Origin of the sequence: Streptomyces sp. AA4 (assembly GCF_000158875.1) — a bacterium.
In the GTDB taxonomy this organism is placed as follows: domain Bacteria; phylum Actinomycetota; class Actinomycetes; order Mycobacteriales; family Pseudonocardiaceae; genus Amycolatopsis.
Genome location: NZ_GG657747.1, coordinates 211,863 through 224,887 on the forward strand (window position 1 = coordinate 211,863; position 13,025 = coordinate 224,887).

11 protein-coding genes are annotated in these 13,025 nt (G+C 70.3%); 8 read left to right on the forward strand and 3 right to left on the reverse strand.

Annotated elements, in window-relative coordinates; translation table 11 throughout:
• The first annotated feature begins 6 nt into the window (after nucleotides 1-6).
• The gene (locus SSMG_RS39810; protein WP_009085857.1) at nucleotides 7-1,020 is read left to right on the forward strand and encodes a lysylphosphatidylglycerol synthase transmembrane domain-containing protein; all 1,014 of its coding nucleotides are present in this window, start codon (nucleotides 7-9) and stop codon (nucleotides 1,018-1,020) included.
• A gap of 98 nt (nucleotides 1,021-1,118) precedes the next feature.
• Here SSMG_RS39810 and SSMG_RS39815 read toward each other — a convergent pair whose 3' ends face one another.
• On the reverse strand, nucleotides 1,119-3,017 hold the full coding sequence (locus tag SSMG_RS39815; protein ID WP_078561234.1) for a DUF6541 family protein: 1,899 nt from the start codon (nucleotides 3,015-3,017) through the stop codon (nucleotides 1,119-1,121).
• Between the two features lie 204 nt (nucleotides 3,018-3,221).
• Between SSMG_RS39815 and SSMG_RS39820 the strand changes: the two genes are divergently transcribed.
• On the forward strand, nucleotides 3,222-4,739 hold the full coding sequence (locus tag SSMG_RS39820; protein ID WP_037718992.1) for a hypothetical protein: 1,518 nt from the start codon (nucleotides 3,222-3,224) through the stop codon (nucleotides 4,737-4,739).
• Between the two features lie 65 nt (nucleotides 4,740-4,804).
• A complete protein-coding gene (locus tag SSMG_RS39825) occupies nucleotides 4,805-5,536 on the forward strand; it encodes a 1-acyl-sn-glycerol-3-phosphate acyltransferase (protein ID WP_009085861.1) in 732 nt (243 codons plus the stop codon).
• Nucleotides 5,537-5,629: 93 nt separating this feature from the next.
• On the opposite strand, the gene SSMG_RS39830 is transcribed toward SSMG_RS39825, so the two are convergent.
• On the reverse strand, nucleotides 5,630-6,445 hold the full coding sequence (locus tag SSMG_RS39830; protein WP_199786441.1) for an HAD family hydrolase: 816 nt from the start codon (nucleotides 6,443-6,445) through the stop codon (nucleotides 5,630-5,632).
• 66 nt (nucleotides 6,446-6,511) lie between these two features.
• On the opposite strand from SSMG_RS39830, the gene SSMG_RS39835 reads away from it, so the two are divergent.
• Nucleotides 6,512-7,399 carry an LLM class flavin-dependent oxidoreductase gene (locus SSMG_RS39835; RefSeq protein WP_037719109.1) on the forward strand — a complete coding sequence of 296 codons (888 nt, stop codon included), beginning with the start codon at nucleotides 6,512-6,514 and terminating at the stop codon, nucleotides 7,397-7,399.
• A gap of 40 nt (nucleotides 7,400-7,439) precedes the next feature.
• Here SSMG_RS39835 and SSMG_RS39840 read toward each other — a convergent pair whose 3' ends face one another.
• A complete protein-coding gene (locus SSMG_RS39840) occupies nucleotides 7,440-9,452 on the reverse strand; it encodes a DUF6541 family protein (RefSeq protein ID WP_037718995.1) in 2,013 nt (670 codons plus the stop codon).
• Between the two features lie 89 nt (nucleotides 9,453-9,541).
• On the opposite strand from SSMG_RS39840, the gene glf reads away from it, so the two are divergent.
• The 4 genes from glf to SSMG_RS39860 all read left to right on the forward strand — a co-directional run bounded on the left by glf (nucleotide 9,542) and on the right by SSMG_RS39860 (nucleotide 13,006).
• Nucleotides 9,542-10,765: a UDP-galactopyranose mutase gene (gene glf, locus SSMG_RS39845; RefSeq protein WP_009085867.1), complete on the forward strand. Its 1,224-nt coding sequence runs from the start codon at nucleotides 9,542-9,544 to the stop codon at nucleotides 10,763-10,765.
• Nucleotides 10,758-11,276: a phosphatase PAP2 family protein gene (locus tag SSMG_RS39850; protein ID WP_037718997.1), complete on the forward strand. Its 519-nt coding sequence runs from the start codon at nucleotides 10,758-10,760 to the stop codon at nucleotides 11,274-11,276. Before glf ends, SSMG_RS39850 begins: the two co-directional genes overlap by 8 nt.
• Nucleotides 11,273-12,319, forward strand: a complete 1,047-nt coding sequence (locus SSMG_RS39855; protein WP_009085870.1) for a decaprenyl-phosphate phosphoribosyltransferase — start codon at nucleotides 11,273-11,275, stop codon at nucleotides 12,317-12,319. Before SSMG_RS39850 ends, SSMG_RS39855 begins: the two co-directional genes overlap by 4 nt.
• A 114-nt stretch (nucleotides 12,320-12,433) precedes the next feature.
• Entirely contained in the window at nucleotides 12,434-13,006 is a 573-nt protein-coding gene (locus SSMG_RS39860; protein WP_009085871.1) for a hypothetical protein, read from the forward strand.
• Nucleotides 13,007-13,025: the final 19 nt, after the last annotated feature.

Consider the following 13,025-nt stretch of genomic DNA (forward strand, 5'->3'; position numbering starts at 1 on the left):
GAGGCAGTGACGACCGTTCGTACGCCGACGCCGGGGGACGACGCCCCGTCCGCTGAGGACGCCCCGACCACCGGAAAAGCCCGCAAGTCCACCAAGGCGCGGGTGCTCGACGTCGTGCGCTGGGTCGCCATCCTCCTGGTGATCGGCTTCGCGGCGAAAAGCCTGGCGTCCAACTGGGACGAGTTCTGGCACACGCTGTCCGACGTCGCCTGGCAGTCGTCGGCGCTGAGCCTGGTGGCGCTGGTCCTGTCGATCCTCGTGTCCACCTGGGGCTGGCAGGTCCTGGTCGACCACCTCGGCAAGCCGATCGGCTACGCCCGCGGCGCGCAGATCTGCCTGGTCGGCTCGCTCGGCAAGTACGTGCCGGGTTCGGTGTGGGCGTACCTGCTGCAGATGGAACTGGGCCGCAAGGCGGGCCTGGCGAGGGCCCGGATTTTCACCGGCTCGCTGATCCAGCTGGGCGTCGGCGTGGTGTCCGCGCTGGTCGTGTCGCTGCTGGCGGCGCCAGCGGTGTTCAGCAACAGCCCGCGCGCGATGTGGCTGTTCGTGCTGATCCCGGTCGGTCTCGCGCTGCTGCACCCGCGCATCCTGACCTGGGGCACGTCGCTGGTCCTGAAGATCCTGCGCCGCCCGCCGCTCGCCGAGCCGCTCGGCTGGAGCGTGGTGTTCAAGACCTTCGGCGCGTCGATGGGCGCCTGGGTTCTGCAGGGCGTGCACCTGTGGCTGCTGGCGAACTCCGTCGGCGCTCCCGGTTTCAACGGCCTGATCCTGTGCGTGGGCGCGATGGCCGTCGCGATGACGGTCGGCACCTTCGCGTTCATCCTGCCCAGCGGCGTCGGCGTGCGCGAGGTAGCCCAGGTCGCGGTCCTCACGGCGAGCGGCCTGACGGTCGGCCAGGCGACGGCGTTCGCGGTCGCGTCGCGAGTGATGTTCACGGTGGCCGACCTGCTCACCGCAGGTTTCGCCGCGTTGGCCGCGAAGATGAGCGCCCGTCGTCCTCTTCCAGTCGACGCTGCTTGATCTTGCTGTGACGAGGGGCCGCCCGGGTTCGGGCGGCCCCTTTTCGTCTTGCCGGACGCCGGTCCCGGCTGTGCACCCGCGCCGCCGGGTGGACCCGGTCAGCGGTTCAGCTGGAAAATCACCGAATCCGCGTTCCGGTAAACCTCTTTCAGGAACGGCGCCCCGTGCTCCAGACCCTGCAATCCGACGGAGTATTCCTTGCCGGGTTCGGGCTTGCCGAGGATCAGCCAGTGAATGTTCAACCGGGCCACCGCGGCCCGGACCGCCGGGTTGGTTTCGTATTCGCGGAAATGCTTCGCCAGCAGGTCCGCGTCGGAGGGCGGGAACATCGTGTCGAAGTGGGCGGCCACGGTGCGCACGCCGGTGAGGGCGTAGGACCACGCGCTGCCGTCGCCGCGGTCGTTCATGGCCCATTCTCCGGGCTTGGCCAGCTGGCCCAGTTTCTCGATCGCCGTCTGCTCGAGCGGGGTCACGCGCTGGTAGGCGAGGTCGTCCTGGTGGAAGCCGGTGCGCACGATGTCGCCGTTGGGCTTGGCGTAGAGGCCGTTGCTCACCGCGACGAAACCGAGGAACACGACCGCGGACAGTGCGGCGGTCGCGGCGAACCGCTCGCGTACCCACGGAATGCGGTCGCGAAGCCATGCCTGGGTTTCCGCCAGGCCGTGCGCGGCGAGCAGGGTCAGCGGGAGCGACGCCAGCGTCATGAGCCGCCAGGGGTCGTCCCACCACGGGCGCGAGAGCGCCATCACCAACCGGGAATCGTCCGACGAGACGACGATGTAGAACAGGCCCGTCACCGCGGCCGAGAGGCCGACCCACCGCATCGGACCGGCTTTCCGGAAGAAGACGATGCCGAGGAAGAGCGCGACCGACATCCACACCTGCGGATGCGCCTCCAGTTTGTGCTGGAAGCCGAGTAGGGCGCCGAGCGCGTCCGTCGCCCGCCATTCGCTCGGCCAGCCGTAGTACGGCACCTTGCCGGCGGCCAGGCCGAGCGCGCCGAACAGCTGCAGCCACGCGACGAACACCGACACCACCGCGATTGGCAGCAGCGCGAGAAGATCGCGGCCGATTCCGCGCCAGTTCTTGAGCCACCGCTGGACGAGCATCGGCCCGGCGAAAAGAATGCCGCCGAACAACGTCGAGGAATGGACGCACAGCAGCCCGACCGCGGCGAGCACCATCAGGAATCCGGTGTCCAGCGCGACCCGGTTCAGGTAGCGGTTCAGCGCGACGGCGGCGAGCGGCGTCAGCGCGTTGCCGAGCGCGAACGGCAGCAGCTGACCGCCGGTCAGCGATTCGTACAGCCCGAAAACCGGGGCGACCGAGACCAGCGCCACCGCGCCGGCCAGCGCGGCCCGGCCGCGGAACTCCCGCACCAGCGCGATCAGCGCCAGCGCGAGCAGAATCGGGAGCAGCAGCATGTTCGCGTCGAGCGTCGCCGGAATGCTCGCTCCGCTGATCCGGTAAACCAGCGCGGAAATCAGGTGATACGCATTCGGGTAGAACACCGGGAAAGCGTCGCCGTACCAGTTGACAGTTCCGGTGCCGAACAGGCTGCCGTCGCCGGTGTCGGCGATGTAGCGGACCGCGTTGCCGTGGTAAACCGCGTCGAAACCCTGCGGCAGGGCGTCGGTCGTGCCGAGCCCGCGCATGATCGCGTACATCCCGGCCACCACCGCGACCACCAGGCAGGCGCCGATCGCGAGGTGTCCGCGCAGGTCCCACAGCTTCGGGGCCGGTTCGTGCGGCCACCGCCGGACCGTGAGCCGGCGGACACCGAACGCGACGCCGGCGAAAAGCACGGTCGCGATCGCGTACGTGACGGTGTTGAACGGCAGACCCATGGCCGCCGCCCAGGGACCGGTCAGGCCGCCGATCGCGTAGCTCAGCAACGGTGCGAGTCCGGCGAGGGTCCACCCGCGCAGTCCCAGGGCGAGACCAGTCAGCAGCCCGGGAACAGCGATTACGACGACAGCAACGCACACGGCAAGCACATAGCAGACTATGCCTGGGCCGATCAGGGCGCGTGCAGCCGGGATGGCGGCACGACCACGCCACGGGCAGTGCCGAGTCGTCCCGGACATACACCCGATCGGCTGATGTCGGCGTAGCGTAGCCGCGCGCTTGACTGGAACGGGTGAGGAACGGTCCGCCTGGGGTCGGCTGGGCCGGTGAGGGGCGCGGGAGGCTGGGGGCGCGTGGTTTACGCGGTCGTGGGGGGATGGCTGGCGCTGGCCGCGCTGGTCGTCGCCGCTTGGCGGCGGATGGGGCGGGACCGGCGGTGGCGGGGCGGCGTTCTTCTGCTCGTTCTCGGGTTTTCCCTGCTGCACCAGCTGTTGTTCGCCACCGCGACCGAGGACGCGTACGTCAGTTTCCGGTACGCGCAGAACCTCGCCGACGGAAATGGCCCGGTATTCAACATCGGCGACCGCAGCGAGACGTACGCGAATTTCCTCTGGCTCGTGGTGATCGCGTTGCCGCGCGGCGCATTCGGGGCGGAAGTGCCGCCCGCGGCCGTCGCGGTGAGTTGCGCGGCCGCTTTGGGGTGCGTTTTGGCGGCGTATTTCCTCGCCAATCGCATTGCCGCGCTCGGCTTGCCGGAAGGGGCTGAGCCGCGGCGGGCGATCGGGATCGCGGCGGCGTTGCTGACCGCGGGGGCGAACGGGCTCGCGGTGTACGGGCTTTCGGGCACTGAGCAGCCGATGTTCGCGTTGCTCGTGCTCTGTGCCGCGTACGCGTTGGTCGCGGGCCGTCCGCTGGTCGCCGGGGTGCTCGTAGCCAGCGCGGTGATGACGCGGCCGGAAGGGCTGGCGCTCGCGGTCGTCGGCGCGGTCTGGCTGGTTTTCGCCGCGGCGCGCGGACGGCACACCTGGTGGGCTCCGGCCGGTTTTGTGCTGGGCGCGCTGGTGTTCCTGGTGCCGTGGACGGCTTGGCGCGTCACCTACTACGACCGGTTCGTGCCGGACGTGAGCCAGCCGCCTGGGCCGGATTGGCCGTATCTCGGCGGCTTCGCCTTGGCGCACTTAGGCTTTCTCGTCCCGGCCGCGCTCGTCGCGGGACTGGTGGCGGCACGCGGACGTGCGGTGGAGGCCCGGTCCGCGCTGTGGTTGCTGCTCGCGCTCGCCGTCGGGCACACCGCGCTCGTGGTGCTCTTCGAGGAGGATCCGGGACTTTCGTGGCGGCTGCTCGTGCCGGTGCCGCCCTTGCTGGCGGTCGCCGCGGTGGCCGGATGCGGCGTCCTCCTGCCGGTACCGAGGCCGCGAGCGGTTTCCCGGGCGGTTCCGGCGGTCACCGCGGCGCTCACCGGGATCGCGGTGGCGGTCTCGGTGTTCAGCCCCGAGGTGCTGGCGCGCGTGCGGGCCTGGAGCACCCAGGGCGCGCAACTGGCCGAGGTCGGCGACTGGCTCGCCCGCTATCTGCCGCCGGGCTCGGTCGTGAGCGCCGGGTCGCCCGGGCTGCTCGCGAGCCGCGCCGGTTCGCACGTGCTGGTGGTCGGGCTGGACGCGGAGCGGTCGACGCTCGCCGTGCCCGGCCGGTCCGGGTACGCCGACCGCCAGGATTGCGCCGACGACCTGCCCGCCTGGTACCGCGTCGCGACCTTCCGGCGCACCGGGACGCCGTTCTGGATCTCGGTCTACCCGCGCGCCGACGACGCCAGCCGGCTCGTCGGCGAGCTCGACCGCGCCCCGGACTTCCGCTACGTGTCCTGCCCCTGAAGTGTGGCGGAGCCGACCCGCGCAACCTACCGGCGGGAAACTTACGGTCCCGTAGCCTTGGGCGCATGGCTGACTTCGTGTACCCGCCCGTCCTGGTCGCCGCGCGGCTGATGTTCCGGCTGCTCGACAACCGCCTCCGGGTGACCGGCGCCGAACACGTGCCCGCCCGCGGCGGTGCGGTGCTGGCCTGCACGCACGTCAGCTACCTGGACTTCATCTACTGCGGCCTCGGCGCCCGTCCGGCGAAGCGGCTCGTGCGGTTCATGGCGAAGCAGGAGATCTTCGGCAACCCGGTCGCCGGTCCGCTGATGCGCGGCATGCACCACATCCCGGTGGACCGCGCCGCCGGGCAGGCGTCCTACGACGAGGCCGTGGCACGGCTGCGCGCGGGCGAGGTCGTCGGTGTCTTCCCGGAGGCCACGATCAGCCAGTCGTTCACCGTGAAGGACCTCAAGACCGGCGCGGTCCGGATGGCCGCGGAGGCGGGCGTGCCGGTGGTGCCGATGGCGCTGTGGGGCACGCAGCGGCTGTGGACGAAGGGCCGCCCCCGGGACCTCACCCGCAGGCACGTGCCGATTTCGGTGGTGATCGGCGAGCCGATGCGCCCCGGCCCGGAGGACTCGTGCGAAGCGCTGACGACGGACCTGCGCGCCCGGATGTCGGAGCTGCTCGAGAAGGCTCAGGCGGAGTACCCAGAGGCTCCGGAGAGCGACGCCGAACGCTGGTGGCTGCCCGCGCACCTCGGCGGCAGCGCGCCGACGCCGGAAGAAGCTGCTGCGCTCGACCGCCGCTCGTGACCTGCTGAGCGCCCCAATGCCACATTGGGTGCGCTCAGCGCACCGAACGCCACATTGGGTGCGTCAGATGCACCCAATGCCACATTGGGGCGCTTAGAACCAGCGCTCCAGCACCTGCGCCACCCCGTCCTCCGCGGCCGGCCCGGTCACCTCGTCCGCCACCGCCAGCACGGTCGGGTGCCCGTTGGCCATCGCGACGCCGTGCCCGGCCCACTGCAGCATCTCGACGTCGTTGGGCATGTCGCCGAAAGCGATCACCGACGACTGGGGCACGTCGAAGCGTTCGGCGATGTCCGCGAGGCCGGTCGCCTTCGTCACGCCGTGCGCGGACAGTTCGATCAGGCCGCCGGAGGACGAGTACGTGACGTCCACCGCCCCGTCGAGCACCGCGCTCGTCGCCTCGGCCATTTCCTCCGACGTCATCCCGCGGCGGCTCACCAGCAGCTTGATCGCGGTTTTCCCGAGCACCTCGGCGCGCGGCGCGATCCGGCTCTCCTCCTCGCCCCACGGGTTGTGGTACTCCGGCTCGATCACGAAATTGCGCAGTTCGTGGTCCACCGAGCCGGTGCTGATCCGTTCCGCCGCGAGCCGGCAGCCGGGCAGTGCCTTGTCGAGCGCGGAGGCCAGGTCGTGCAGCAGTTTCGGCTCGAGTTCCCCGTGCACCGCGACCACCGTGTCGGTGCCGATGTCCAGCAGCACCGCTCCGTTGGCGCACACCGCGTAGCCGGTCAGCCCGAGCGGTCCGGCGATCGGCGCGATCCAGCGCGGCGGGCGGCCGGTGCACAGCACGAACGGCACGTCGTCGGCCAGCACCCGCTGCACGACCGACACCGTGCGAGGGGTCACTTGTTCGCTGGGACCGAGCAGGGTGCCGTCGACATCGGACGCGATCAACCGGGGTTTCTCCACCCGTCCCATTCTCCCGGTCGCCGCCCGTTCGAGCGAATGTCAGTGCCGGACGTTACGGTCGGCGTCGTGCGAGCAGGCATCGTAATTCTTCCTGAAGACCGCTGGTGGGCGGCGGAGCCGAAGTGGCGCGCGGCCGAGGAGTACGGCTTCGACCACGCGTGGACCTACGACCATCTCGGCTGGCGATCGCTGGTCGACGGGCCGTGGTTCTCCGCTGTGCCCACCCTCACCGCGGCCGCCATGGTCACCTCCACGATCCGGCTGGGCACCTTCGTCGCCTCTCCGGTCGCGCGGCACCCGGTGCCGTTCGCGCGCGAGCTGATCACCCTCGACGACGTGTCCGACGGGCGGTTCGTGCTGGGCGTCGGAGCCGGCGTGGACAGTTCGCGGTACGACGCGCAGGTGCTCGCCGCCCCGGAGCTGACCGCGCGGCAGCGGGTCGACCGCTTCACCGAGTTCGTCGAGGCCCTCGACGGACTGCTGATGACCGACAACTTCGACTTCTCCGGCGAGTACTACTCCGCGCGCGGCGCGCGGAACCTGCCCGGCACGGTGCAGCGGCCCCGGCTGCCGTTCCTGGTCGCGGCCAACGGCCCGCGCACCATGACGCTGGCCGCGCGGTTCGGGGCGGGCTGGGTCACCACCGGGCGCGGCGGGGCCACCCTCGACGAATGGTGGACCGGCATCGCGGACCTGGTCCGCACGTTCGACCAGCGGCTCGAAGCGGCCGGCCGCGAACCGGCGGGCATCCAGCGGTACCTGAGCCTCGACGCGGCGCCGGTGTTCTCGCTCAGCAGCGTCGCGGCGTTCCGCGAGGCCGCCGAGCGGGCCCGGGAGCTGGGCTTCACCGACGTCATCGCGCACTGGCCGCGCTCGAGCGGGCCGTACGAGGGGCACGAATCGGTGCTGGAAAAGGTCGTCGAGGAAGTGCTGCCGAGCCTTAAGGCGGAGTGACTGCTCGTGGCCGCGGCGGGGGAGGCCGCGGCCACGAACCTCACTTGACGATCGTGTAGATCTGCGCGCCGGGGTTGCGGTAGACGAGGCGCAGGAAATCGCTGCCCATGAGGTCGCGCAGCCCGGGGGCGATCGGCGCGCCCTTGGCGATCGAGCCGCTGCCGATCAGCACGTGGCGCACCTTCAGCCGCTGCACCGCTTCGCGCACGCGGACGTCGACGTCGTAGTCGCGGAAGTGCAGCGCGAGATACGTCGCGTCCGGCGAGACCGGGCCGCCGCCGTCGTAGTGGCCGGCGACCGGGTGCACGCCGGTCAGCGCGTACATCCACGCGGTGCCGTCCAGCCGGTCGTTGAGCACCTTCTCGTCCGACGGGATGTGCATCCGGCCGAGGAAGTCCATGGCCGCGATCTCGTCCGGGCTGACCGGCGGCGTGACCTCGCCCTCCGGCCCGTTGTAGTACAGGAACGACACCGCGGTGGCGTTCGCGGTGCGGTAGAAACCGCCGGTCAGCACCGCCGTCACGGCCACGACGACCGCCGCCGCCGCGATCCCGAGCCGGGAGACCACCTTCGGCCGCGCCTTCGCCCAGCTGATCGAGCGGATCACCTGCGCGATCCAGCGCTGCAGTTCCGCCATGCCGTGCCCGGCGAGCAGGCACAGCGGGATCGCGGCCAGCGCCATCAGCCGGAACCGGTCGTTCCACCACGGCCGCGACAGCGAGATCACCAGCGGCGACGCGCCGTACGACGTGACCAGCACGAACAGCCCGGACAGGCCGATCGCGGAGATGATCAGCCAGCGCAGCCTGCCGAGCGTGCGGAAGCTCAGCACGCCGACCACGAGCAGCACGGTGAGCCACAGCTGCGGTTTGTGCAGCACCTGCTGGAACGTGCCGAGCATGTTCAGCGCGGACAGGACCGGCAGGTCCGAATTCCACGGCTGATACGGGTACGCGCCCGAGGTGAAGCTGATCGCGCCCAGGATCTGCGGCGCGGCGAAGACGACCGCGAACACCATGACCGGCACCGTGCGCACGATGTCGCCGCCGATCACGCGCAGCCCGCTGCGGCCCTCGGGCACACCGTCGACGCGAAGCCGGCGAAGCGAGCGATACCAACGCTGCAGAACCAGCGGCGCCGCGAAGAGGACCCCGCCGAACAGCGCGCTGGAGTGCGCGCAGAGCAGGCCGTCCGCGGTCAGCGCGAACACCAGGCCGGTGTCGACGCCCGGGCGTACGAGGAAGCGTTGCAGCGCGACCACCGTCAGCGGCGTGAGAACGATGCCCAGCGCGTACGGCAGCAGGCCGCTCGACACGGACTCGTACGCGCCTGTCGTGGCCGCAGCGGCGATGAGGGCCGCGCAGCCCGCGAAGACCGCACGGCCGCCCATCTGGCGGACCAAGGCGACCATCGAGAGCGCGAAGATGCCCGCGACCGGCATGGTGATGGCGTTCAGCGTGACCGGGATGCTCGTCCCGGAGATCTGGTACACCAGCGCGCCGACCAGGTGATAGCCGTTCGGGTAGAACGAACCGTCCGGGTACCAGTTGATCTTGCCCATGCCGATGAGCGAGCCGTCGCCGGTGTCGGCGATGTAGCGGATGCCGTTCGCGTGGAAGACGGTGTCCCAGCGCTGGAAGACCGCCGTCGTCCCGCCGCGCGCGGACAGCACCACGGCGATCGACAGCGCCGTCGCCACCGCGACGCACGCGGCCACCGACCACTGCGCCCGCGCGCTCCAGGCGACCGGAGGCTCCTCCGCTCCCGGGGTGATCCAGCCGCGGACGAGGCACAGCCGCCGGATCCCCCACGCGACCCCGGCCAGCAGCAGGGTGCACGCCGAGGCCGTGAAGACGTTGTACGGAAGACCGACAGTCGACAACCAGGGCCCAGCCAGGCCGGTGACGGCATAGCTGAGCAGCGGCGCGAGCCCGGCGAGGGCCCACCCGCGCACTCCCGCGGCCCGGCCGATGAGGCCGCCCGGGACTGCCAGCACGGCCAGGTAAGCGGCGACCGCGCCGAGATAGGTCCAGAAGGTGTCTGGTGCAGGCATGCTTCTCACGTGTGTAGTGCCGGTAAAACCTGGCGGGATGCCGAGGTCGGTTCGGGACGCGGTCGCGCGACTGCGTACCCTGAGCGCCCGTGAGCGAGCACACGAACTCCGCCAAGATTACTGAAGACGACTTTCGCGGTTACGACCTCGTCGTCGTCGGGTCCGGTTTCTTCGGCCTGACCATCGCCGAACGGGCCGCGGCCGAGCTGGGCAAGAAGGTCCTGGTCCTCGAGCGCCGCCACCACCTCGGGGGCAACGCCTACTCCGAGGTCGAGCCCGAAACGGGCATCGAGGTGCACCGCTACGGCGCGCACCTGTTCCACACGTCCAACAAGCGGGTGTGGGAGTACGTCAACCGCTTCACCGAGTTCACCGGCTACCAGCACCGGGTCTTCGCGCGGGTGAAGGACCAGGTCTACTCGTTCCCGATGAACCTCGGCCTGATCAACCAGTTCTTCGGCAAATCGCACACGCCGGACGAGGCGCGCGAGCTGATCGCGAAGCAGGCCGCGGAGTTCCGGACCGAGGACGCGCAGAATCTCGAGGAGAAGGCGATCTCCCTGATCGGCCGTCCCCTCTACGAGGCGTTCATCCGCGGGTACACCGCGAAGCAGTGGGAGAACGACCCCAAGAACCTCGGCACGAACATCATCAACCGGCTGCCGGTCCGCTACACCTTCGACAACCGGTACTTCAACGACACCTACGAGGGTCTGCCGGTCAACGGCTACACCGCGTGGCTCGAGAAGATGGCCGAGCACGAGAACATCGAGATCCGGCTGAACGTCGACTACTTCGACGTGCGCGACCTGATCCCGGCGGGCACCCCGACCGTCTACACCGGGCCGCTGGACCGCTACTTCGACTACTCGGCGGGCCGGTTCACCTGGCGCACCGTCGACTTCGAGTCCGAGGTCGCGCCGACCGGCGACTTCCAGGGCACCTCGGTCGTGAACTACAACGACGAAGAGGTCCCGTACACCCGGATCATCGAGTTCCGCCACTTCCACCCGGAGCGGGACTACCCGAAGGACAAGACGGTCATCTTCCGCGAGTACTCGCGCTTCGCGAAGGAAGACGACGAGCCGTACTACCCGATCAACACCGCCGAGAACCGCGAGAAGCTGGAAAGCTACCGCGAGCTGGCGAAGGCCGAGGCGCGCGAGAAGAACGTGCTGTTCGGCGGGCGGCTCGGCACGTACAAGTACCTCGACATGCACATGGCCATCGGGTCGGCGCTGTCGATGTTCGACAACAAGATCGCCCCGCACCTCACCGAGGGTGCGCCGCTGGACGGGTCGATCGATGCTTGAGAAGGACACCCCGCGCGGTGAGGTGGCCGTGCTCTCCAGCACCCAGAAGGCGCTGAAGAAGCCGGGCGCGGTGCAGGTCGCGCGGGGGATGTCGCTGTTCGGGGAGCACAGCGCGGGATGGTTCGCGCTGGGCTTGCTCGGAGCGGCGGTGGACCGCGACCGGCGCAAGGACTGGCTGGTCGCGGCAGCCGGAGTGGTGGGCGCGCACGCCGCGTCGATCGCCGTGAAGCGCGTCGTGCGGCGGCGCCGTCCGGACCATCCCAGCGTGGAGGTTCTGGTCGGCACGCCGAGCAAGCTGAGCTTCCCGTCGTCGCACGCGACGTCGACGACAGCGGCGGCGGTGCTCTACTCCGGATTGACCGGGCGTAACCTGGTCCCCGCCCTGGTACCGCCGATGCTCGCCTCGAGGCTGCTTCTCGGCGTTCACTATCCGACAGACGTTCTGGCCGGAGCCGCCCTGGGTGGCGTCGTCGGCGGTCTGATCCGACGGAAGCTGACCACAAAGCGATGAGCGAAACGACCGACGAGCGAACCGAAAACGCGTCCGGTACGGCCGAATCCGCGGAAGCGACGGAAGCGGCCGCCGAGAAGACCGAGGTCGCCGAGGAAACCGACAAGGCCGAGAAGACCGAATCCCCGGTCCCGGCCGCCCCCGCCCCTGCCTCGGGCCCGAGCCCGGTGGGTCTCGTGCTCGGGGTGATCAAGACCGCGCGGCCGAAGCAGTGGGTGAAGAACGTCCTCGTCTTCGCGGCGCCGTTCTTCGCGTTCTCCAAGGCGACGAACCGGACTGAGCTGGTCATCGACGCGCTGATCGCGTTCGTGGCCTTCTCGCTCACCGCCTCGTCGGTCTACCTGATCAACGACGCCGTCGACGTCGAGGCCGACCGGGCCCACCCGACGAAGCGCAACCGCCCGATCGCGGCGGGCATCGTCCCGGTCCCGGTGGCCTACGCCGCGGCCGTGGTGTTCTTCCTGGCCGGGCTCGCCGTGTCGTTCGCGGCGGACTGGCGGCTGGCGATCGTGCTGGCGGTCTACGAGGCCGTGCAGCTCGGCTACTGCTTCGGCCTGAAGCACCAGCCGGTGGTCGACCTGGCGATCGTCGGCTCGGGCTTCCTGATGCGCTCGGTGGCGGGCGGCGTCGCCGGCGGCATCGCGATGTCGCAGTGGTTCCTGCTGGTCACGGCGTTCGGCTCGCTGTTCATGGTGGCGGGCAAGCGGTACGCGGAGATCATGCTGTTCGAGCGCACCGGCGCGAAGATCCGGTCCTCGCTGAAGAAGTACTCGGCGAGCTACCTGCGCTTCGTGTGGGCGACGTCCGCGGCGATCCTGATCATGTCCTACTGCCTGTGGGCGTTCGAGATCCGCCAGGCCGAGCACAACTCGGTGTGGGCGGTCGTGTCGATGGTGCCGTTCGTGATCGCGGTGCTCCGCTACGCGGTCGACGTGGACGGCGGCAACGCCGGCGCGCCCGACGAGATCGCCCTGAAGGACCGCGTGCTGCAGGTGCTCGGCGCGACGTGGGTCGTGACCCTGTTCCTGTCGTTCTACCTGTGAACTGCGCGCGGATTTAAACAGCTGGGATTCAGCTTCTCCACAGCATCGCCGGTCACCCTCGGGGTGGGAGCCGGGACACCCCGCCTCCCGCCCGCTCAGCCCGGAGGACCGACGATGAACGACGACAAGAACCCCTCGCCCGGCGAGCCGACCGAACAGTTCGGACGGGCGGGGGACCTGGGCGGGGCTTCCGCTGGCGAAGCCCCGGCCGCTGCCGGTGGCCAGCCGGAGGCGGCTGAGGAAGCCGCTCAGCCGGGGGCGGCCGCCGAGCAGACCAGCGAGCTGGGGCAGCCCGCTCCGGGCGCTGAGCAGCCCGCTCAGCCCGCTTCGGGTGCCGCGCACGCCAGCCAGCCTGCTTCGGCCGCTCAGCAGCCCGGCTACTACGCACCTCCCGGCCCGTGGGGCATGCCCCTGCCGCCGCCGAAACAGGGCGGTTTCCGCCGGTTCGTCTCCCACCGGGCCACGCAACTGGTCGGAGTGGGAGTCCTGGGCCTGGTCGTCGGAGGCGGCGTCGTCGGCGGCGTCATGGCCGCGACGCACCATTCCGGCCGCCCCGGCATGAGCCAGCACCAGGGCGGACACCGCTTCAACGACGGCGGCCCCGGCCAGCGGCACCGTGTTCCGGGCGGCCAGAACGGCGGCAACGAGAACAACGGCCCCGGGTTCGGCAACGGATACGGCAACTGAGCGATCAGGTCAGTCGCGC

Coding starts and splice junctions, on each gene's coding strand:
- SSMG_RS39840 (WP_037718995.1), bottom strand. CDS start 9,452: ATGCCTGCACCAGACACCTTCTGGACCTATCTCGGCGCGGTCGCCGCT.
- SSMG_RS39855 (WP_009085870.1), top strand. CDS start 11,273: ATGAGCGAAACGACCGACGAGCGAACCGAAAACGCGTCCGGTACGGCC.
- SSMG_RS39825 (WP_009085861.1), top strand. CDS start 4,805: ATGGCTGACTTCGTGTACCCGCCCGTCCTGGTCGCCGCGCGGCTGATG.
- SSMG_RS39850 (WP_037718997.1), top strand. CDS start 10,758: ATGCTTGAGAAGGACACCCCGCGCGGTGAGGTGGCCGTGCTCTCCAGC.
- SSMG_RS39860 (WP_009085871.1), top strand. CDS start 12,434: ATGAACGACGACAAGAACCCCTCGCCCGGCGAGCCGACCGAACAGTTC.